Annotated in this window: 18 protein-coding genes and 5 pseudogenes; 9 read left to right on the forward strand and 14 right to left on the reverse strand. The window is 40.8% G+C overall.

Going from position 1 to position 20,840, the window contains the following annotated elements:
• The first annotated feature begins 20 nt into the window (after window positions 1-20).
• Genes QMQ21_RS12585 through QMQ21_RS12595 form a run of 3 tightly spaced genes read left to right on the forward strand, consistent with a single transcriptional unit; the run spans window position 21 to window position 1,888 of the window.
• Window positions 21-653 carry an HAD family hydrolase gene (locus tag QMQ21_RS12585; RefSeq protein WP_000200892.1) on the forward strand — a complete coding sequence of 211 codons (633 nt, stop codon included), beginning with the start codon at window positions 21-23 and terminating at the stop codon, window positions 651-653.
• Between the two features lie 49 nt (window positions 654-702).
• The gene (locus QMQ21_RS12590) at window positions 703-1,401 is read left to right on the forward strand and encodes a hypothetical protein (RefSeq protein WP_261814553.1); all 699 of its coding nucleotides are present in this window, start codon (window positions 703-705) and stop codon (window positions 1,399-1,401) included.
• 1 nt (window position 1,402) lies between these two features.
• Window positions 1,403-1,888 carry a hypothetical protein gene (locus QMQ21_RS12595; RefSeq protein ID WP_261814554.1) on the forward strand — a complete coding sequence of 162 codons (486 nt, stop codon included), beginning with the start codon at window positions 1,403-1,405 and terminating at the stop codon, window positions 1,886-1,888.
• Here the strand turns inward: QMQ21_RS12595 and QMQ21_RS12600 are convergent.
• Window positions 1,867-3,717, reverse strand: coding sequence for a polysaccharide biosynthesis protein (locus QMQ21_RS12600; protein ID WP_166735774.1), 1,851 nt, complete (start codon window positions 3,715-3,717; stop codon window positions 1,867-1,869). The genes QMQ21_RS12595 and QMQ21_RS12600 overlap by 22 nt on opposite strands.
• Window positions 3,718-3,753: 36 nt before the next feature.
• Window positions 3,754-4,913, reverse strand: a pseudogene (locus QMQ21_RS12605) (glycosyltransferase family 2 protein).
• A gap of 57 nt (window positions 4,914-4,970) precedes the next feature.
• On the opposite strand from QMQ21_RS12605, the gene QMQ21_RS12610 reads away from it, so the two are divergent.
• The 5 genes from QMQ21_RS12610 to QMQ21_RS12630 all read left to right on the forward strand — a co-directional run bounded on the left by QMQ21_RS12610 (window position 4,971) and on the right by QMQ21_RS12630 (window position 9,212).
• The gene (locus QMQ21_RS12610; RefSeq protein ID WP_261814556.1) at window positions 4,971-6,137 is read left to right on the forward strand and encodes a CynX/NimT family MFS transporter; all 1,167 of its coding nucleotides are present in this window, start codon (window positions 4,971-4,973) and stop codon (window positions 6,135-6,137) included.
• 138 nt (window positions 6,138-6,275) lie between these two features.
• Window positions 6,276-6,602 carry a PadR family transcriptional regulator gene (locus tag QMQ21_RS12615; RefSeq protein ID WP_000273864.1) on the forward strand — a complete coding sequence of 109 codons (327 nt, stop codon included), beginning with the start codon at window positions 6,276-6,278 and terminating at the stop codon, window positions 6,600-6,602.
• Entirely contained in the window at window positions 6,589-7,182 is a 594-nt protein-coding gene (locus tag QMQ21_RS12620; protein ID WP_023937451.1) for a DUF1700 domain-containing protein, read from the forward strand. Before QMQ21_RS12615 ends, QMQ21_RS12620 begins: the two co-directional genes overlap by 14 nt.
• Complete coding sequence (locus tag QMQ21_RS12625; protein ID WP_054388407.1) at window positions 7,175-8,086, forward strand: DUF4097 domain-containing protein; 912 nt, start codon at window positions 7,175-7,177, stop codon at window positions 8,084-8,086. The genes QMQ21_RS12620 and QMQ21_RS12625 overlap by 8 nt, the downstream gene beginning before the upstream one ends.
• Before the next feature lie 61 nt (window positions 8,087-8,147).
• A complete protein-coding gene (locus QMQ21_RS12630; protein WP_138700293.1) occupies window positions 8,148-9,212 on the forward strand; it encodes a DUF6574 domain-containing protein in 1,065 nt (354 codons plus the stop codon).
• A gap of 220 nt (window positions 9,213-9,432) precedes the next feature.
• Here the strand turns inward: QMQ21_RS12630 and QMQ21_RS12635 are convergent, their stop codons facing one another.
• The 3 genes from QMQ21_RS12635 to QMQ21_RS12645 all read right to left on the reverse strand — a co-directional run bounded on the left by QMQ21_RS12635 (window position 9,433) and on the right by QMQ21_RS12645 (window position 13,301).
• Window positions 9,433-10,293, reverse strand: coding sequence for a DUF4299 family protein (locus tag QMQ21_RS12635; RefSeq protein ID WP_023937448.1), 861 nt, complete (start codon window positions 10,291-10,293; stop codon window positions 9,433-9,435).
• A 121-nt stretch (window positions 10,294-10,414) separates the two neighbouring features.
• On the reverse strand, window positions 10,415-11,401 hold the full coding sequence (gene trhO, locus QMQ21_RS12640; RefSeq protein WP_023937447.1) for an oxygen-dependent tRNA uridine(34) hydroxylase TrhO: 987 nt from the start codon (window positions 11,399-11,401) through the stop codon (window positions 10,415-10,417).
• A 424-nt stretch (window positions 11,402-11,825) separates the two neighbouring features.
• A complete protein-coding gene (locus QMQ21_RS12645) occupies window positions 11,826-13,301 on the reverse strand; it encodes an ABC transporter substrate-binding protein (RefSeq protein WP_023937446.1) in 1,476 nt (491 codons plus the stop codon).
• Window positions 13,302-13,359: 58 nt separating this feature from the next.
• Between QMQ21_RS12645 and QMQ21_RS12650 the strand changes: the two genes are divergently transcribed.
• Complete coding sequence (locus QMQ21_RS12650) at window positions 13,360-13,506, forward strand: hypothetical protein (RefSeq protein WP_000693313.1); 147 nt, start codon at window positions 13,360-13,362, stop codon at window positions 13,504-13,506.
• A 50-nt stretch (window positions 13,507-13,556) separates the two neighbouring features.
• On the opposite strand, the gene QMQ21_RS12655 is transcribed toward QMQ21_RS12650, so the two are convergent.
• The 9 genes and pseudogenes from QMQ21_RS12655 to QMQ21_RS12695 form a co-directional block, all read right to left on the reverse strand.
• On the reverse strand, window positions 13,557-14,480 hold the full coding sequence (locus QMQ21_RS12655; RefSeq protein WP_000818350.1) for a carbohydrate ABC transporter permease: 924 nt from the start codon (window positions 14,478-14,480) through the stop codon (window positions 13,557-13,559).
• 12 nt (window positions 14,481-14,492) lie between these two features.
• Window positions 14,493-15,422 carry an ABC transporter permease gene (locus QMQ21_RS12660; protein WP_261814557.1) on the reverse strand — a complete coding sequence of 310 codons (930 nt, stop codon included), beginning with the start codon at window positions 15,420-15,422 and terminating at the stop codon, window positions 14,493-14,495.
• 675 nt (window positions 15,423-16,097) lie between these two features.
• A pseudogene (locus QMQ21_RS19355) lies at window positions 16,098-17,152 on the reverse strand (IS66 family transposase); the annotation flags it as partial.
• A gap of 163 nt (window positions 17,153-17,315) precedes the next feature.
• Window positions 17,316-18,762, reverse strand: a pseudogene (locus QMQ21_RS12675) (IS66 family transposase); the annotation flags it as partial.
• A gap of 4 nt (window positions 18,763-18,766) precedes the next feature.
• A complete protein-coding gene (locus tag QMQ21_RS12680) occupies window positions 18,767-18,973 on the reverse strand; it encodes an IS66 family transposase (RefSeq protein ID WP_050208322.1) in 207 nt (68 codons plus the stop codon).
• Between the two features lie 53 nt (window positions 18,974-19,026).
• Window positions 19,027-19,377, reverse strand: a pseudogene (gene tnpB, locus QMQ21_RS12685) (IS66 family insertion sequence element accessory protein TnpB).
• A 425-nt stretch (window positions 19,378-19,802) separates the two neighbouring features.
• Entirely contained in the window at window positions 19,803-20,063 is a 261-nt protein-coding gene (locus tag QMQ21_RS12690; RefSeq protein WP_120007924.1) for a hypothetical protein, read from the reverse strand.
• A gap of 30 nt (window positions 20,064-20,093) precedes the next feature.
• Window positions 20,094-20,330 (reverse strand): annotated as a pseudogene (locus QMQ21_RS19510) (hypothetical protein); the annotation flags it as partial.
• A gap of 5 nt (window positions 20,331-20,335) precedes the next feature.
• On the reverse strand, window positions 20,336-20,833 hold the full coding sequence (locus QMQ21_RS12695) for a hypothetical protein (RefSeq protein WP_261814560.1): 498 nt from the start codon (window positions 20,831-20,833) through the stop codon (window positions 20,336-20,338).
• Window positions 20,834-20,840: the final 7 nt, after the last annotated feature.

Below are 20,840 nucleotides of genomic sequence, written 5' to 3' on the forward strand. Positions count from 1 at the left end.
CTTATCAAATAGGAGAAACCATGACCTCTATCACAGCGATTTTTTTCGATTTGGATGGAACCCTCGTTGATAGTTCTATCGGGATTCACAATGCCTTTACCTATACCTTTAAAGAGCTGGGGGTGCCTAGCCCTGATGCCAAAACTATTCGTGGTTTTATGGGACCACCTCTCGAAAGTAGTTTTGCGACCTGCCTGTCCAAAGACCAAATTTCTGAAGCCGTGCAGATATATCGTTCTTACTATAAGGCAAAAGGCATCTATGAAGCTCAACTCTTTCCTCAGATTATAGACTTGCTTGAGGAGTTATCGAGCAGTTATCCACTCTACATCACCACGACAAAGGATACATCTACTGCTCAAGACATGGCCAAAAACTTGGAAATCCATCATTTCTTTGATGGCATTTATGGTTCTAGCCCTGAAGCACCCCATAAGGCAGATGTCATTCACCAAGCCTTGCAGACACATCAACTAGCACCAGAACAAGCCATCATCATCGGAGATACCAAGTTTGATATGCTGGGAGCTCGAGAAACAGGTATTCAGAAATTGGCCATCACTTGGGGATTTGGAGAGCAAGCAGATCTACTAAACTATCAACCTGATTATATCGCTCACAAACCCTTAGAAGTTTTGGCGTATTTTCAATAGCATAGACTGGGTAACAATTCCATTTCAGAAGAAAATGAAGTAATACTCAATGAAAATCAAAGAGCAAACTAGGAAACTAGCTGCGGGCTGCTCAAAACACTGTTTTGAGGTTGCAGATAGAACTGACGAAGTCAGCTCAAAACACTGTTTTGAGGTTGTGGATAGAACTGACGAAGTCAGCTCAAAACACTGTTTTGAGGTTGTGGATAGAACTGACGAAGTCAGCTCAAAACACTGTTTTGAGGTTGTGGATAGAACTGACGAAGTCAGCTCAAAACACCGTTTTGAAGTGGCAGATAGAACTGACGAAGTCAGCTCAAAACACCGTTTTGAGGTGGCAGATAGAACTGACGAAGTCAGCTCAAAACACCGTTTTGAGGTGGCAGATAGAACTGACGAAGTCAGCTCAAAACACCGTTTTGAGGTGGCAGATAGAACTGACGAAGTCAGCTCAAAACACCGTTTTGAGGTGGCAGATAGAACTGACGAAGTCAGCTCAAAACACCGTTTTGAGGTGGCAGATAGAACTGACGAAGTCAGCTCAAAACACCGTTTTGAGGTGGCAGATAGAACTGACGAAGTCAGCTCAAAACACCGTTTTGAGGTGGCAGATAGAACTGACGAAGTCAGCTCAAAACACCGTTTTGAGGTGGCAGATAGAACTGACGAAGTCAGCTCAAAACACCGTTTTGAGGTGGCAGATAGAAGTCTGACCGTTTTGAGGTGGCAGCTCAAAACACCGTTTTGAGGTGGCAGATAGAACTGACGAAGTCAGCTCAAAACACCGTTTTGAGGTGGCAGATAGAACTGACGAAGTCAGCTCAAAACACCGTTTTGAGGTGGCAGATAGAACTGACGAAGTCAGCTCAAAACACCGTTTTGAGGTGGCAGATAGAACTGACGAAGTCAGCTCAAAACACCGTTTTGAGGTGGCAGATAGAACTGACGAAGTCAGCTCAAAACACCGTTTTGAGGTGGCAGATAGAACTGACGAAGTCAGCTCAAAACACCGTTTTGAGGTGGCAGATAGAACTGACGAAGTCAGCTCAAAACACCGTTTTGGGTGGCAGATAGAACTGACGAAGTCAGTAACATATATCTACGGCAAGGCGACGTTGACGTGGTTTGAAGAGATTTTCGAAGAGTATAAGCCTCTACATAACAAAACGCATATTACCAAGGCTCAAGACCTGATAATATGCGTTTTTCTTTTTTATTCAACGTGGGTTGTTTGATTGGCAAAGGCGATAATAGCCTGCTTCAACTCATCTCCACTAAGAGTGCGGAACTCTTCAATCTTTTGATCGATGGCTTCTAGAGGCATGACATTAACCTTACCAACGAAAATCTTATCCATAACTTGGTTATCAACAAGTTCTGTTGATACCAAGAGTTCTTCGTAGAGTTTTTCACCTGGACGGATTCCAACTTCAACGATTGGAATTTCGCTTTCGGTGTGTCCACTTAGAAGGACCATTTTCTTGGCCAAGTCATAAATCTTGACTGGTTTGCCCATATCAAGGATAAAGACTTCCCCATCCTTGGCATAAGCACCAGCATGGATAACCAGACGGCTAGCTTCTGGAATAGTCATAAAGTAGCGGGTCATACGGAAGTCTGTCACCGTTACAGGCCCACCTTCAGCAATCTGACGTTCAAAGACTGGAATGACACTACCTCGGCTACCAAGAACATTCCCAAAACGAACCGCACAGTAAGTCGATTGGCTACGTTGGTTAAAGCCAGTGACAATCAACTCCGCCACGCGCTTAGTTGCTCCCATAACATTGGGTGGATTGACCGCCTTATCTGTCGAAATCATAACCATCTTAGCTACTTTGGCTTCATCAACAGCCCTAGCAACATTGTAAGTTCCGCGGATATTGTTTTTGAAGGCTTCTTTTGGATTGCGCTCCATCATAGGAACATGCTTGTGGGCTGCCGCATGATAAACAATAGCAGGTTTGTACTGCTCAAAGACTTGCAAGAGACGGTCGTAGTCTTGAATGTCCGCAATCACAGGTACATAATCAATCCCTTGGAACTTACGAATCAATTCATGATAAACAAGGTAGATTGAGTTTTCCCCATGACCGAGCAAGACAATGCGTTCAGGATTGAAGCGACTAACTTGACGACAGATTTCAGAACCGATTGAACCTCCAGCTCCTGTGACTAAGATGGTCTTACCTGTCAGTTCTGCACCCAGACGCGATTCGTCAAGACGAATTTCCTGACGACCCAAAAGGTCTGTGATATCAATCTTCTGGAAGCCTCCACCTGCTGGGTGAAGTCCTTGAACAACCGTTTCAACCTTAGGCATCTTGTAACATTTGACACCCAGCTTATTACACATCTGCAAGATACGCTCATACTCTGACGAATCAAGCGACGGAATCACAACGATGACACGCTCGATTTGATGGCGTTTGGCTAATTCAGGCAGATTGTCATAAGAGCCCAAAACAGGGATACCACCAAGTTTTTGACCCTTTTTCTTAGCATCCTTATCCAAGATACCGACCAGTTCTAATTCACTGGTTGGATGTTGGTAACTATCCATAAAGAGGGCTCCGCCATCACCAGCACCAATCAAGAAGGTTCGACGGTGTTCTCCATCACCACTACCTTTTTTGCGTCTGGAGTAGAGTAACTGCCAAGTAATCCGTGGCAATAAAATCAAGAAGGTACTCAACAAGATAAAGAGAATGATGAAACGGATGGAGAAGAGTGGCAAGAAGGCATAGCAGATTCCATAAGACAAAACACTGCTGGCAGTCACACCAAAAAAGATTTTCATGAAATCCGTAATCTTGCTGTAACGACTAATACTAGCATTCAACCCCCAAAAACCAATCATCAATTGATAGAACAGAAAGGCCAAACTCGTATAGATAATGTAGTCAACAGGTGCTGGATTAATCAGCCCATAAAATAAAATATAAGATACAATGATCGAAACCACCATACTGAAAATATCAAATATTCCCCAGAAAACCTGCTTTTGTTGTTTATTTAAAATTTCCACCAGATCAATCACATAATCTGTGAGTTTTTTATTCATAGAAATTTACTCCTCTAAAAGAGTTTTACTATATTGTTATTGTAGCATATTTTGATTTATTTGGCTTATTTTTCCAAATAAATTACTGTTCCCTTGTACTCTTTCTTCCATTTAAATCCTCTAATTAAACCTACAATCGTTCCAAGGCCATAAGCAAAGTGAATGGAAAATAAAAGAAAGGGCATCACAATTAGAAATCCATTTTTATGTTTTAATAAAGTCAGCAAAGTGAGTAGTGATAAAAGTAAAAAATAGGCGCCTAATAGTAAAGTTATGAATACGAATGTGATCGGTAACAATACTAGACTAAACACAAGACTCAAAACAAATAAACAAGGAACATAGTGAAATAATGATAAACACTTAAACTGAACATGACTTGTCAAGCCAATCCACAAACCATTTGAATACTTTTGATGCAGCATTTTCTTGAATGTTGGTCGAATATACTGATAAGATAGAATACTTGGGCTATAGCGGATTTTATAACCATGTTCTCGAATTCTATAATGAATATCATTATCTTCAGTTCGGCCAAGTTGCTCATTTACTAAACCAACCTTCTGGAAAACCTCTCGTTTATACATCCCATGAAAAATAGAAGAAACATATCTATCCTCGGCACTATTTCGATAATTGGCAATGCTACTGCCAAACATATTTTCCTCAACAAGATGCAAGGTCTCTGCCCATTTTCCTTTTCCTTCGACAATCGTCGGTCTAGGCCCCCCACAGACAAATTCACCTTGTTGAATAACAGCCACATTGTTCATTACAAAAGTCTCAGTAACTTTTGAATGAGCATCAATTTTTAAAATAAGGTCCCCTACAGAATGTTTAACTCCCAGGTTAAAACCACTAGCTTGATTTTTCTTAGGATTGTTATACAATCTAATTGAGTTAAACTCTGTATCTTCCTTTATAAATTGCTGAATGATAGCTGTGGTCCCATCTGTGGACATAGCATTTATAAATAGAATTTCAATATTCTCTTTAGGATAGGTTTGATTTTTTAAGTCTTCAATTAGACCAGACAGATATTTTTCTTCATTGTATGCACTGATTACAATGGATACGAGAAGACTTTCAACATTTTGAGTCACTACTACTCTCCTGAATTTTTCCTTCCACCATTCTATCATAATTTTCAAGACTTTCCCATTTTTATCTTGAAAGCCAGAAACCTTACTTGACATTATAGTGAAAAAGCCTTAAAATAAGCTGTTATTAAAATCAGCTAGAAGAGGTATTTTATGAAAAAGCAATCACTCTTTTTTGTTCCAGGTATTATCCTGATTGGTGTTTCTTTGCGGGCTCCTTTTACTGTTTTACCCATTATTTTGGGAGATATTTCGCAAGGGCTGGGGGTAGAAGTTAGTTCGCTTGGTGTCTTGACCAGCCTGCCTCTCCTTATGTTTACCCTCTTTTCACCATTTTCTACCCGACTGGCTCAGAAAATCGGCTTGGAGCATCTCTTCACCTACAGCCTCTTCTTCTTGACCATCGGCTCACTTATTCGACTAATCAATCTGCCCCTGCTCTATCTAGGAACCTTGATGGTTGGGGCAAGTGTCGCAGTCATCAATGTCCTGCTTCCTAGTCTTATCCAAGCCAATCAACCAAAGAAGATTGGTTTTCTGACCACCTTATATGTAACCTCTATGGGGATTGCGACGGCTCTGGCTTCCTATCTAGCCGTGCCTATTACACAAGCCAGTTCTTGGAAAGGACTTATCATCCTCCTCACCCTGCTCTGCCTAGCAACTTTTTTGGTCTGGCTGCCTAATCACCGCTATAATCACAGACTGGCTCCACAAACCAAACAAAAAAGTCAAATAAAGGTCATGCGTAATAAACAGGTTTGGGCAATTATTATCTTTTCAGGTTTTCAATCCTTGATCTTTTACACCGTCATGACCTGGTTACCTACCATGTCTATCCATGCAGGTCTATCCAGTCACGAAGCTGGCTTGCTGACTTCTATCTTATCTCTTATTAGCATTCCTTTTTCAATGACCATCCCAAGCCTGACAACCAGTTTATCTACTCGCAACCGTCAGCTCATGCTCACTCTGGTTTCACTAGCTGGTGTGGTCGGCATTTCCATGCTCTTTTTCCCAATCAATCATTTCATTTACTGGCTTACCATCCATCTCCTCATCGGAACCGCAACCAGCGCCCTCTTCCCTTATCTCATGGTCAACTTTTCACTCAAGACAAGCGCCCCTGAAAAGACAGCCCAATTGTCAAGCCTATCTCAAACAGGAGGCTATATCCTAGCAGCCTTTGGGCCAACCCTCTTTGGTTACAGTTTTGACCTGTTCCACTCTTGGGTACCAGCTGTAGCTGCCCTCTTGCTCATCTATATCCTGATGACTGTGGCCCTCTTTACAGTGGACAGAGCGGATAAGATCCTTTAAACTTCTAGTTTTAGCTAGAAGTTTTTTATATATAAAAATTTTACACATTTCTCTTGACAGGGCTTTCTTTTAGATGTACAATCTATGTGTAGAAAAATTATATATAAAAATCTTACACATTAGAAAAGGAGGTTTCCCATGTACTTTCCAACATCCTCTGCCTTGATTGAATTTCTCATCTTGGCCGTACTGGAGCAGGGTGATTCTTATGGTTATGAGATTAGCCAAACCATTAAGCTCATCGCTAATATCAAAGAATCCACACTCTATCCCATTCTCAAAAAATTGGAAGGCAATAGCTTTCTGACAACCTATTCTAGAGAGTTCCAAGGTCGCATGCGCAAATACTACTCCTTGACAAACGGTGGTATAGAGCAGCTCTTGACCCTAAAAGATGAATGGACACTCTATACAGACACCATCAATGGCATCATAGAAGGGAGTATCCGCCATGACAAGAACTGAATACCTGACTCAGCTAGAACTCTATCTCAAGAAACTACCTGAAGCTGACCGTATCGAAGCCATGGACTATTTCAGAGAGCTCTTTGACGATGCTGGAATCGAAGGAGAAGAAGAACTCTTCGCTAGTTTGGGAACTCCCAAAGAAGCGGCCCACGAAGTCCTCTCCAATCTTCTCGATAAAAAAATCAATGAGGCACCCGCTCAAAAAAATAACCGACAAATTTTGCATATCGCCTTGTTAGCCCTCCTTGCAGCACCTATCGGCATTCCTCTGGGAATCGCCATCCTCGTGACCCTGTTCGCAATCCTTGTAGCCGCTTTGACTGTCATTCTGGCTTTCTTTGCAGTTTCCATACTGGGTATCATCGGCGGATTCCTATTTTTAGTTGAAAGTTTCACTGTCCTCGCCCAAGCCAAATCAGCCTTTATCTTGATTTTTGGTTCTGGTTTACTGGCTATCGGTGCTTCTTCGCTAGTTTTACTTGGCATTTCCTATGTAACTCGCTTCTTCGGTCTACTCATTGTTCGTCTGGTACAATTTGTTCTTAAAAAAGGAAAGAGAGGTAATCAGCATGCGTAAATGGACAAAAGGATTTCTCATCTTTGGTTTGGTGACTACCGTTATCGGCTTTATCCTGCTTTTTGTAGGTATCCAATCTGACGGGATTAAGAGCCTACTTTCCATGTCCAAAGAACCTGTCTATGATAGCCGTACGGAAAAGCTAACCTTTGGCAAGGAAGTCGAAAACCTAGAAATTACTCTCCACCAACACGCGCTCACCATCACAGACTCTTTCGATGATCAAATCCACATTTCTTACCATCCATCTCTTTCTGCTCTCCATGATCTTATCACCAATCAGAACGATAGAACTCTGAGTCTCACTGATAAGAAACTGTCTGAAACTCCGTTTCTCTCTTCTGGAATTGGTGGGATTCTTCATATCGCAAGTAGCTACTCTAGTCGTTTTGAAGAAGTTATTCTCCAGCTACCAAAAGGGAGAACTCTAAAAGGGATCAACATCTCAGCCAATCGCGGACAAACCACCATCATAAATGCTAGCCTTGAAAATGCGACCCTCAATACAAACAGCTATATCCTCCGAATTGAAGGAAGTCGTATCAAAAACAGTAAACTCACAACGCCCAATATCGTTAATATCTTTGATACAGTTCTTACAGATAGTCAGCTAGAGTCAACAGAACATCACTTCCACGCTGAAAATATCCAAGTCCATGGCAAGGTTGAACTGACTGCCAAAGATTATCTCAGAATCATCCTAGACCAGAAAGAAAGCCAACGAATTAACTGGGACATCTCAAGCAACTATGGTTCTATCTTCCAATTCACAAGAGAAAAGCCTGAATCAAGAGGTACGGAATTAAGCAACCCTTACAAAACTGAAAAAACCGATGTCAAGGATCAACTCATTGCGAGATCTGATGATAATATTGATCTAATATCCACACCAAGCAGACGTTGACAAAAACGCTTACATCTGCTACTATGGAAACATATTTATCTAACTAAAAGGAGGTTCTACCATGAAACAAGAATGGTTTGAAAGTAATGATTTTGTAAAAACAACAAGCAAGAACAAGCCTGAAGAGCAAGCTCAAGAGGTTGCAGACAAGGCTGAAGAAAGGATAGCCGATCTCGATACACCAATTGAAAAAAATACTCAGTTAGAGGAGGAAGTCTCTCAAGCTGAAGTCGAATTGGAAAGCCAGCAAGAAGAGAAAATGGAAGCTCCTGAAGACAGTGAAGCGAGAACAGAAATAGAAGAAAAGAAGGCATCTAATTCTACTGAAGAAGAGCCAGACCTTTCTAAAGAAACAGAAAAAGTCACTATAGCTGAAGAGAGCCAAGAAGCTCTTCCTCAGCAAAAAGCAACCACGAAAGAGCCTCTTCTTCTCAGTAAATCTTTAGAAAGTCCTTATATCCCCGACCAAGCTCCAAAATCTAGGGATAAATGGAAAGAGCAAGTGCTTGATTTTTGGTCTTGGCTAGTGGAAGCAATCAAATCTCCTACAAGCAAGCTTGAAACAAGTAGCACACACAGCTACACAGCCTTTCTCTTGCTCATTCTATTTTCTTCATCTTCCTTTTTCTTTAGTATCTACCACATCAAACATGCTTACTATGGACATATAGCAACCATAAACAGCCACTTCCCTGAGCAACTAGCACCTTTAACTCTCTTTTCTATCATCTCTATCCTAGTAGCAACAACACTCTTCTTCTTTTCATTCCTCTTGGGTAGTTTCGTTGTGAGACGATTTATCTACCAAGACAAGAACTGGACGCTGGAAAAGATTCTCCAACAATATAGTCAACTCTTGGCAATTCCAATCTTCCTAACTGCCATTGCTAGTTTCTTTGCCTTCTTTGATAGCCTACGATTTTCAGCCCTTTTGTGTGTGATTAGCATTGGAATCATTCTGCTTGCTAGCCTCCATATCATTACGAGACCTAGTCAAGCAAGTGAAAGCGACTCCTTCTATCAATTATTCTTGTCTGTCCTTGTGAACGGAGTCATTATCATCCTCTTCTTTGTAGCTGAAGTGGCACTGATTGGAGATTATCTTCGTATCTTAGCCTTTCTTTAAACTTCATACTCTTCGAAAATCTCTTCAAACCACGTCAGCTTCGCCTTACCGTATGTATGGTTACTGACTTCGTCAGTTTCATCCAACCTCAAAACAGTGTTTTGAGCAGCCTGCGGCTAGCTTCCTAGTTTGCTCTTTGATTTTCATTGAGTAGCAATCCTGTCTTTCACGGCAGGATTTTTTATATATCAAAAAGCAAGTCACTTGACCTGCTTCTGCTTTACTCTTCTTGTGCTAATGCTTTAAAATCTTTGTCTAAGATGGGTTGCACTTCTAATTGATTGGCGTCTAGTTGGTGGTAAAATGCTGATGGTAGCGACTCTAGGAATTTTGCATAGTCCAAGCGAGCGATAGCCTCATAGTCTTCTGGTTTAGAGCCGTCTCCTGTGATTTGAACCAAGTCAATCTCCCACTGGACTTCCTTATCCACCAATTGCTCCATATAGGCTGCAGGAACAAATGGTTCTCTCGGTAAAACTGTCTTGACTCCTTGAGCTAGATGGTAAACGCCATGCACTTGTCCCTCTCCATCCTGATAGAAGGAAACTCTTGCAAAGTAGGCATCTGTCTCTTGAACCGCACGCACACGCGCTTCAAACTGTGCCAAACCATCTTCCCCTAAAAAGCTTTTCAAATCCTCATGACTAAAGAAAACAGGATTAAAAATTCCTTGGCAAATCGTAAAACGGGCTGCAGTGTCTGCAAGATGGGCTTGAATACTTGCTTGGAAATAAGCTTCAAAATCAAAACCATCTAGTCCTTCAATCTCAGTTCCTGTGTAAGCAAGCAAAGCATCTAAAAATGACTTGATGATCTCCCAGTCTGTCTGCGTTAGTAGGTCAGGAAGATCGACACGGTAAGCCTTTTGATCATCAGCATAACTGACCTTAAAAAGAAATTGTGATTGCCCCACTATCGCACACTCGATATACTCGAGACGGTTAAGAGGCTGACGGAGATAGACAGCATCATAGCTATGTGACTCCAAACCATCTACCAATGCCAAGATGGACTTGGCAGTCAAAATTTCCTGTTCTCCTAAAATGCTCTGTTTATTTGGAATAAAAATTGTTTTCTCCATAACTGGACTCCTTTGAAATCGTTTACATACAGTATACCTTATTTTCCTGAAAGATACAGAAACAAACTTTAGATTTTTGAGTACAAAGCATAGAAAAACAGCCCCTGAGGACTGTTTGATCTTATACAGTAGCTGCTTGATCCAAGCTTTCACCGATAGCGGCTAGGCGCTCGATTACTTCAGCTTGTGTCAATTCATTTTTTGAAACATAGCGGTTACGTGGGTGAACACGGCACTCGTGTGAGCATCCACGAAGGTACTTGTCTTCATTTTCTTCTGATGTCAAGATACGACGGTTACAGAAGGGATTTCCACAGTTGACATAACGTTCACATGGTGTTCCATCAAACCAGTCTTTCCCTACGATGGTTGGGTTGACATGGTTGACATCAACAGCGATACGTTCGTCAAAGACGTACATTTTCCCATCCCAAAGCTCACCTTGAACTTCTGGGTCTTTACCGTAAGTTGCAATTCCTCCGTGCAATTGGCCGACATCTTTGTAGCCTTCACGAACCATCCAGCCTGAGAATTTCTCACAGCGAACCCCACCTGTACAGTAAACCACGACGCGCTTGTCCATGAATTTTTCCTTGTTATCACGGACCCATTGTGGTAACTCACGGAAGTTGCGAATATCTGGGCGAATAGCTCCACGGAAATGTCCTAGGTCGTACTCATAATCGTTACGTGTGTCAAGGACAACGGTATCTTTATCAAGAAGCGCTTCTTTGAACTCTTTTGGAGACAAGTAAGCACCTGTTGTTTCAAGTGGGTTGATGTCATTGTCAAAGTCGTTGTCTTCCAAACCAAGGTGGACAATCTCTTTCTTGTAGCGAACAAACATCTTCTTGAAGGCTTGTTCACTTTCTTCGTCAATCTTGAACCAGAGGTCCTCCATGCCTGGGAGGCTGTGAACGTAGTCCATGTATTTTTGAGTTGTTTCATAGTCACCTGAAACTGTTCCGTTAATTCCCTCGTCAGCGACTAGGATACGGCCTTTAAGACCGATTGATTTACAGAAAGACAAGTGATCTGCAGCAAATTGCTCTGCATTTTCAATTGGAGTATAAAGGTAGTAAAGTAAGACACGAATATCTTTTGCCATAAGATTTGTTCTCTTTTCTATTCTTAAATTTTCTAAATTTTTTATTTATCCATACTAGTATACCTGCTTGAGAAAACGAATGCAATTTATTTGACTGGAAATTGTAGAGGATTCTCGAAATTTCCTGAATGGTTATACTCTTCGAAAATCTCTTCAAACTACGTCAGCTTCACCTTGCCGTAGGTATATGATACTGACTCTGTCAGTTCTATCCACAACCTCAAAACTGTGTTTTGAGCAGCCTGCGGCTAGCTTCCTAGTTTGCTCTTTGATTTTTATTGAGTATTAAAATAAGGATAAGAGAAAACAGGAATATCTATATCCTTGTGCCCAAAAAACCACTGCCTCCCCCAGATAAGCCTGAGGAAAGCAGTGATTCTTATTTTAGGAGTTAGGAATGAATACACGAAATCAATTTAGCTGATTATTTTTTGTTTTTCAAGAATTCATCGTATTGTTTTTGCATTTCGTTCAATACTTTTTCGTAGGCACCTTCAGATTTCAATTTTTCCATCAATTCTGGAATCGCTTTATCTGGGTCTACAGTACCAGTGTTGATAGCTGTATCAAATTGTTGCATTGTGTTAGCAATAGCTGAGATTTCAGATTTCACATTGTCAGTATTGAAGATAAATCCAAGCGCTGGAGATTCTTTAGCTTCTGCCAATTCTTTCTTAGAATCTGCAATTTGTTGATCTGTAACGTTTTCGTTGATGTAAAGAATCCAGTTGTTACCAGTGTTCCATCCACCCATGTGAGTGTTTCCTTTGTAGCCATCAAGAACGCGAACACGGTTTTCTTTACCTTCAATTTTTTCCCAGTTCTTGCCTTCTGGACCGTAAACCAGACCGTTCAAGAGTTCTGGGTTCGTATTCAAGAGGTTCAACACCTCCATTGATTTTTCTTTGTTCTTAGAGTTGTTTGAGATGACAAAGTTAGCAACTTGTGTTGTTTGGTTTTTCTTGATGAAGTTAGTAATTGGTTTGATTTGGATATCTTTGTTGGCAACACGTGAAAGCAAGCTGTTACCGTAGTCAGCTGGTCCTACTGTTTCTTCACGAACGAACCAAGTATCTTGTTGAAGGTCAAAGGAAGTATCGCTTGTTGCGACGTCTTTTGGAATGTAGCCAGCTTCATAGAATTTGTGAAGAGTCTTCAAGTGTTCTTTGAAACGAGGCACTTCGTAACGGTTTACAACTTTAGTAGTATCGCCTTCAAGGTCGATAACGAATGGAAGACCGTTTGCTACTGGGTAGTCAAAGTTATCAGATGGGATGAAAACTTTACCAATAGCAAATGGTACTACGTCTGGAGCTTTTTCTTTAATTTGTTTCAAGACTGGCTCAAGAGTTTCGTAAGAAGTAACACCTGAAATATCGATACCATATTTAGCAAGGAGAGTTCCGTTGAAGGCAAAGTTTTGAGATGATGCAACGTTGGCTGCAACTGGAACAGCGTAAATCTTACCATTTACAGTATTACCCTTGATGTAAGCTGGGTCAAGTGCCTTGTAAAGGTCTTTACCTTCTTTTTTGTACAATTCTGTCAAGTCAGCGTAAGCACCTTTTTGAGCATTTACAATGTAGTTATCTGCAAAGGCAATATCATAGTTTTCACCAGATGATGTGATAACTGACATTTTCTTACCATAGTCACCCCAGCCAAGGTATTGGATATCCAATTTGGCACCAACTTTTTCTTCGATGATTTTGTTGGCATTTGCTAACAATTCATCCAAGTTGTCTGGTTTGTCACCGATTTGGTACATTTTGATAACAGGTTTGTCACCTGAATCAGCAGCTTTTTTGCTGTTACCTGTCAAATTTCCACAAGCAGCAAGACCTGCAGCCAAAGCGACTACACTAGCAGATGCAAAAGCATATTTTTTCCAGTTTTTCATGATAAAAACTCCTTTTTTTATTTTTAAACTTATAAACAATGTAATGATTTTATACTCAATGAAAATCAAAGAGCAAACTAGGAAACTAGCCGCAGGTTGCTCAAAACAGTGTTTTGAGGTTGTGGATAGAACTGACGAAGTCAGTAACCATACCTACGGCAAGGCGACGTTGACGCGGTTTGAAGAGATTTTCGAAGAGTATTAACTTCACACCAGGGAAGTTGGGAACTGAGAAATGTTTTTCCTCAATAAGCACTATTCTTTCACACCACCGATAGTCAAACCTTTTACAAAGTAGCGTTGGAAGAATGGATACAAAATCGCGATTGGAAGGGTTGCGACCACAACCATGGCCATACGACCTGTTTCTTTCGGTAGAGCAACTCCCAGTTGACCAGTCAAGCCGACCGCTTTGGCAATGTAGTCCATATTTTGTTGGATTTGCATGAGCAAATATTGCAATGGATACAAGTTGTCACTCTTGATGTAAAGAAGGGCGTTGAACCAGTCATTCCAGAAACCAAGAGCTGTCAAAAGCGTGATGGTTGCGATACCTGGTAGTGACAATGGCAAACAGATTTGGAAGAAAATCCGAGCCTCACTAGCACCATCGATACGAGCCGATTCTAGAATGGCTTCTGGAATGGTCTTCTTGAAGAAGGAACGCATCAAGATGATGTTAAATGGTGAGAGAAGCATTGGAACAATCAAGGCCCAAACAGTATCCCCAAGCTGAAGCACACGAGTCACCATGATATAACCTGGTACCAAACCAGCGTTGAACAACATACTGAGCAGAACGAAGATGGTAAAGAATCTGCGATACTTAAAGGTTGTCCGTGAAATAGCGTAGGCATAGGTTGTTGTGATAAAGACATTTGTAAATGTCCCAACTACGGTTACAAAGACAGAAATGAAGAGGGCTTGTAAGATTTTATCCTTAAACTGTGCCAAAAACTCAAAACCGTCTAATCCAAATTGGGATGGGAAGAAGCTGTAGCCGTATTGGAGGAGGCTTTTCTCGTCCGTCACTGAAATAATGATAACGAATACGAAGGGTAGGATACAAGAGAGGGCAATCAAACCCGAAATGGTACTGAAGAAGATATCTGCTTTCTTACTGAAGGAGTGAATGCCGACATTATCAATTTTTTCTTTTTTAATTTTCTTTTCTGCCATATTCTCCTCCTTCTAGAACAAGGCTGAGTTTGGATCAACTCGTCTTGCAAGTAAGTTTGATAGAACCACCAGAATCAATCCGACTACTGATTGGTAGAGACCTGCTGCTGAAGCCATCCCGATATCTGCTGTCTGGGTCAATCCATTATATACATATACGTCCAAGACGTTGGTTACGTTATAAAGATGACCAGCATTGTGAGGGATTTGGTAGAAAAGACCGAAGTCTGCACGGAAGATATTTCCGACTGCAAGGATGGTCAATACAGTTACCAACGGTGTCAACTGCGGAATGGTTACATTGCGAATCCGTTGCCATTTGCTGGCTCCGTCCACTGTCGCTGCTTCGTAGTAGGTTGGATCAATTCCCATAATCGTCGCATAGTACATGACACTGCTATATCCAAAACCTTTCCAAATACCTAAGAAAAGTAGGAGATAGGGCCAAATTCCCAAATCAGCGTAGAAGTTGACTTCTTTGAGACCAAGACTTTCCAATAAATGATTGAACACCCCTTTATCAATATTTAGGAAGGCATCTGTAAAGAAACTGATGATAACCCAAGACAGGAAGTAAGGGAACAACATAGAAGTTTGGAAAATCTTCACCATTCTCTTGGAACGGAGCTCGCTGAGGATAATGGCAATCCCTACAGATACAACTAAACCTAGAAAGATAAAGCCAAGATTGTAGAGAACCGTATTTCGTGTGATAATAAAGGCGTCTCTTGAACTAAATAAGAATCTGAAATTATCGAGTCCGACCCATTTACTATTTATGATACTATCTATGAAACCATTACTGGTCATGTGGTAGTCTTTGAAGGCAACCACGTTTCCAAATACTGGAATGTAGAAGAATAGAATCAACCAGAGCGCCCCTGGCAAAACCATCAAGAGAAAGATCCAGTTGTCTCTCAAGGTTTTTGAAAACTTATTCATAATTTCCTCCCTTTTTATTTTGATATCCATCTAAAAATTTCTTTTTTAGACTTTTGATAACGATTACATTATTAGTATACTCCTATTTGCAGATTAGGTTAAACTCCTAATTATAGAAAAAACTCTACAAATTATGTAGCAGATTTAAAACTTTATCACCACTATCAAACAAATGTCCTAAATCAATTGTTTATTTTATCTCTATTAGCCCAGTGATGGCGTCACTCTGTTACCCTGTGCTAGTCTCCCAAACAAAATTTTAGGAGCAATGAAGCCCACTATTCTTAGAAAAAAAGCCTATTATCAAGTTCCATAGACTTTTGACCATAGGCGTTTTTCTCTTTTTAACGTTTTTTCTCAAAACTCATCATGAGCTCTGTCTAAAAATAAATAAAGGTACTACTTTTCTCAACTTTTTTAGAAAGCTAATACTCTTCGAAAATCTCTTCAAACTACGTCAGCCTCCATCTGCAACCTCAAAACAGTGTTTTGAGCAACCTGCGGCTAGCTTCCTAGTTTGCTCTTTGATTTTCATTGAGTATAAGGCAAGACCAAGTCAATTTATAACAATGTTTTAGAAGCGATATTGTACTAGTCGTAACCGCCCAATAACGAAGTATATTGAAAAATCTCCAGACTAGAGAACTCACGGATAGTTCCTAATCTGGAGATTTCTTATTTGCACTTTTCTTGTACAACTTTATTCCATGGTAAATAAGCCTCTAAAACCTCTTTGTTTACGAGAGTTTCCTCGTTTGGAAGACATTCTAGAAGATAGGATAGATATTTTTCACTATTTAGTTGACGATGTTTAGCTGTTTCCAACAAACTCATAATAATAGCTGTTGCTTTAGCTCCTTCAAAACTTTGAGAAAACAACCAATTTTTACGTCCCATAACCAATGATTTAATGGCGCGTTCAGCTAGATTATTGGAAAGGACCAGATGCCCGTCTTTCAAAATGGCCTTAAAGGTTTCTTCATACTTGAGACTGTATTCAATTGCCCTTCCTAGTTTTGAACCAGGTAAAACCGACTGACGCCGACACCAAGCAAAGAAGTCTTCCATTAGGGGTTGGAGCTCTTCTTGACGTTTCTGTAGTCGTTCATCAGCTGGCAAAACCTCCCAGTCTCTTTCCAAGGCAAATAACTGGTCACAATAAGCTAAACCTTTAGCTCCTAAGGATGAGTTATCTGCTTGCTTGGGGGTGGATTCAAAAACTTCCTTCTCACATGCGCCCAACATCCAACAAGTTCAGCTTCTTCCAGTTGACGATAAGCTTCTAGCGGTTCGCAGTTTACCAAGCTTAGCGTCGCTTTGCTCCTAAACCTTGGACTGCTATCCCATAGGCAGAACTAGAGGACTAAAGTCCTAAGTTACTGCCGCAACATATCACAATGCACATATCCAGAATAGTCTCCTAGGAATTCTTGTACTACTGAACCACTTCGACGCTGATCATGGTGGTAAAGCCTAATCCCTTGTTTCTCTGATTTTCCTGACAAAAAAGTCCAATAGTAGGTCAGATGGCTATCACTTTCTAAGACCCGATAAGAGGTTTCATCCGCATGAAGAAGAGCTTGTTCTAACAACTTTTCTCGTAAAAGCTTATAAAGGGACTCTAAATAGTATTGACTCGTCTTGATATGCCAATTAGAGATTTCCTTACGTGTGATTGGTAAACCCATCTTAGCCCAATCTTCTTCTTGGCGATAATTACGAACTTTAAGCAGCATATCATTTCTCTTTTTAGAATCAAAATGTCGAGATTGTGGAATCTCTACAGGAACAATAGGTTGTGGCATTAAAATATCCGTAACCGCCCAATAACGAAGTATATTGAAAAATCTCCAGACTAGAGAACTCACGGATAGTTCCTAATCTGGAGATTTCTTATTTGCACTTTTCTTGTACAACTTTATTCCATGGTAAATAAGCCTCTAAAACCTCTTTGTTTACGAGAGTTTCCTCGTTTGGAAGACATTCTAGAAGATAGGATAGATATTTTTCACTATTTAGTTGATGACGTTTAGCTGTTTCCAACAAACTCATAATAATAGCTGTTGCTTTAGCTCCTTCAAAACTTTGAGAAAACAACCACCCTCGCTTTTTTAAACTGAGCTCAGGCTAAAAGAGTCCATAGGACTCTTTTACTACGTCCCATAACCAATGATTTAATGGCGCGTTCAGCTAGATTATTGGAAAGGACCAGATGCCCGTCTTTCAACATGGCCTTAAAGGTTTCTTCATACTTGAGACTGTATTCAATTGCCCTTCCTAGTTTTGAACCAGGTAAAACTGACTGACGCCGACACCAAGCAAAGAAGTCTTCCATTAGGGGTTGGAGCTCTTCTTGACGTTTCTGTAGTCGTTCATCAGCTGGCAAAACCTCCCAGTCTCTTTCCAAGGCAAATAACTGGTCACAATAAGCTAAACCTTTAGCTCCTAAGGATGAGTTATCTGCTTGCTTGGGGGTGGATTCAAAAAACTTCCTTCTCACATGCGCCCAACATCCAACAAGTTCAGCTTCTTCCAGTTGACGATAAGCTTCTAGCGGTTCGCAGTTTACCAAGCTTAGCGTCGCCTTGCTCCTAAACCTTGGACTGCTATCGCATAGGCAGAACTAGAGGACTAAAGTCCTAAGTTACTGCCGCAACATATCACAATGCACATATCCAGAATAATCTCCTAGGAATTCTTGTACTACTGAACCACTTCGACGCTGATCATGGTGGTACAGCGTGATTCCTTGCTTCTCAGCTTTCCCAGACAAAAAAGTCCAATAGTAGGTCAGATGGCTATCACTCTCTAGCACCCTATAAGAAGTTTCATCCGCATGAAGTAAGGGCTGAGTCAATAGTCTCTCTCGCAAGAGGTTATAGAGGGGCTCCAAATAGTATTGACTCGCCTTGATATGCCAATTAGAGATTTCCTTACGTGTGATTGGTAAACCCATCCTAGCCCAATCTTCTTCTTGGCGATAATTGGGGACCTTCAGATTAAACTTCTGATGGATGGTGTGAGCGATAATAGAAGCTGAGCCAAGGCTATGCGCCAAAGGGGCTTTAGGGATAGGAGCTTTCACAATTTTATCACTCGGATTTTTCTCACTGCATGCTTGGCATTTGTAAGAGTGTTGGATATGATCTATGCGTTTTAATTGCGCAGGAATAAAGACTAATTCTTGTCCTTGAAGGGTTGCTCCAATCTCTTTTAGATCTCCCTGACAGTCAGGGCAAATGCAGTCCTCTAAGCGATGATGAACTTCTTCTGAATCAAATTGGGCAAGAAGAGCTTGACGTTTCCCTTTAGCTTTCTTACGTTTATAGGTGATTTCCTCTGTTTCAACTGGGAACATCTCCATCTTCATCAGATGAAACTTCCTCCTCAAAAAGGCTGACTTGTCCAGATGGACAAACACTTTTCTCAGAGGATTTTCCATAGAGCTTTTGCGTTAGATAAGCCACTTGTTCACGCAGAAGGGTAAGTTCATTGGTGAGACTATCAATTGTAGCACTCTGTTGTTGAATGATTTTTAATAAGTCTTTCATCATCTTCCCTCTCTGTTTTCTAACTTTATTATACTAAAAAGAAAGTCCTCATTTCAATAGAAATCACGACTTTCTGATGAATTTATTTTTGGAGTGATAGAAAAGCCCTTCATCAGCCAGTCTACTTGTTCTGGTGTGAGAGCTTTGACATCCTTTTCTGTACTTGGCCAAGTCAACTTACCGTTCTCAAAGCGTTTATATAGTAGTCAAAATCCTTGACCATCCCAGTAAAGAGCTTTAAAGCGGTCTTTACGTCCACCACAAAAGAGAAAGACTTGACCTGAGAAAGGATCCAATTCAAAGTGGGTTGTAATGAGATAAGCCAGTGAATCAATGCCTTGCCTCATATCCGTTTTCCCACATACGAGATAGACCTGCCCTAGGCTAGATAGATGAATTGTCATAGAGCAACACCTTATCCAAATATCATTTCTCTTTTTAGAATCAAAACGACGAGATTGTGGAATCTCTACAGGAACAATAGGTTGTGGCATTAAAATATCCTCCAATAGTTTTACTTTACTAATAGTATACAGGAGGTCTTCCATGAATGATAGATAGCTTGTTATGACGCGCTTACAAATGTCCTAAATCAATTGTCTATTTTATCTCTATTAGCCCAGTGATGGCGTCACTCTGTTATAGTAGATTGAAGCTAGAATAGTACACCTTTACTTCTAAAACATTGTTAGAAATTGATTTGACTGTCCTGATCAATTTGTCCTATTCTTTATTTCATTTGTAACCGCCCAATAACGAAGTATATTGAAAAATCTCCAGATTAGTGAACTTACGGATAGTTCCTAATCTGGAGACTTTTAATATGTTATTAGGCGTTTGCTTTCAACTTAGCAATAACCTCTTTAAGATTATCAATCAACTCTGCTTCAGTATGCTCAGAGCCTTTTTCATCTGCTAAGAAAGAAACTGCATTTTGAAGTTCTTCTTGAGACTTTTTAAGGACATCCTTATCCACTGTTTCAAGGTTTAAGTTCTTAAGAAGTTTACTTAATTCCTTGGTTAATTTCTCGAGTTCTGATTCTTTATTACGACGAGCTAGGAGGAAAAAGAGGAGACCTAATAGAACCAGTATACTTGCCACAATAGCTCCTACTGAGATTTGAGTTTGGGCTACAGGCTTATCTGCTTCTGGTGCTGCCTCAGAAACTTTTTGTTCTCCAGCCTTCGTTGCTGACTGGCTTTCCTTAATGGACTCTAGGGAAGCAATGGCATCTTTGACTGTTTGCAAGATATGGCGCAACCCTTGCTCTGTCAAACTGTCATCTGCAAGAGCTTTCTTAGCCTCTGCCAAAACCAGACGTGCTGAATCTGTGGTAGGATTCGATACACCTGTCAATGATCTCAAAGATTTTCTAAGGTTTGAGTCTGCTTACTTAGTTCTGACTTGTCTAAAGTTTCCTTATCAAGGGCAGCTTGTGCCTCCGCTTTGGCTTCATCTACTTGGGCTTGAGCAGCGTCTTTAGCTTTGTTGTAAGCATCGATAGACTCTGGGGTCATACCCGTTGTTGTAGCTGGAGTATCCAAGTTGTTCTTCGCAACCGTCAAGGCTTGTTTTTCTTGTTCGGTTGCGGCTGGCGTCAAGTTAGTCTTGGCTTGGTCAAGAGCTTCTTTGGCTTTGGTTACCTTAGCAATAGCATCTTGAACAGCTTGTTCGCTGGCGTTTTGGTCGTTGATAACGACTTGTGCTTCCTGAGCTGCAGTTTCAGCTTCTGTCTTGGCTTTGTTGTAAGCTGTGACAGAGTCTGGTGTCTTACCACTTGTATCTGGAGCAGCTTGAATACCTTGGTCGAGTTCCGCTTTAGCCGCTTCAAGAGCTTTCTTATCGGCTTGCGGTACCAAGTTCCTT

It is taken from the genome of Streptococcus bouchesdurhonensis, from assembly GCF_948472335.1.

Coding starts and splice junctions, on each gene's coding strand:
- QMQ21_RS12655 (WP_000818350.1), bottom strand. CDS start 14,480: ATGGCAGAAAAGAAAATTAAAAAAGAAAAAATTGATAATGTCGGCATT.
- trhO (WP_023937447.1), bottom strand. CDS start 11,401: ATGGCAAAAGATATTCGTGTCTTACTTTACTACCTTTATACTCCAATT.
- QMQ21_RS12585 (WP_000200892.1), top strand. CDS start 21: ATGACCTCTATCACAGCGATTTTTTTCGATTTGGATGGAACCCTCGTT.
- QMQ21_RS12630 (WP_138700293.1), top strand. CDS start 8,148: ATGAAACAAGAATGGTTTGAAAGTAATGATTTTGTAAAAACAACAAGC.
- QMQ21_RS12615 (WP_000273864.1), top strand. CDS start 6,276: ATGTACTTTCCAACATCCTCTGCCTTGATTGAATTTCTCATCTTGGCC.
- QMQ21_RS12620 (WP_023937451.1), top strand. CDS start 6,589: ATGACAAGAACTGAATACCTGACTCAGCTAGAACTCTATCTCAAGAAA.
- QMQ21_RS12660 (WP_261814557.1), bottom strand. CDS start 15,422: ATGAATAAGTTTTCAAAAACCTTGAGAGACAACTGGATCTTTCTCTTG.
- QMQ21_RS12650 (WP_000693313.1), top strand. CDS start 13,360: ATGAAAATCAAAGAGCAAACTAGGAAACTAGCCGCAGGTTGCTCAAAA.
- QMQ21_RS12625 (WP_054388407.1), top strand. CDS start 7,175: ATGCGTAAATGGACAAAAGGATTTCTCATCTTTGGTTTGGTGACTACC.
- QMQ21_RS12600 (WP_166735774.1), bottom strand. CDS start 3,717: ATGAATAAAAAACTCACAGATTATGTGATTGATCTGGTGGAAATTTTA.
- QMQ21_RS12635 (WP_023937448.1), bottom strand. CDS start 10,293: ATGGAGAAAACAATTTTTATTCCAAATAAACAGAGCATTTTAGGAGAA.
- QMQ21_RS12610 (WP_261814556.1), top strand. CDS start 4,971: ATGAAAAAGCAATCACTCTTTTTTGTTCCAGGTATTATCCTGATTGGT.
- QMQ21_RS12590 (WP_261814553.1), top strand. CDS start 703: ATGAAAATCAAAGAGCAAACTAGGAAACTAGCTGCGGGCTGCTCAAAA.
- QMQ21_RS12680 (WP_050208322.1), bottom strand. CDS start 18,973: ATGAAAGACTTATTAAAAATCATTCAACAACAGAGTGCTACAATTGAT.
- QMQ21_RS12645 (WP_023937446.1), bottom strand. CDS start 13,301: ATGAAAAACTGGAAAAAATATGCTTTTGCATCTGCTAGTGTAGTCGCT.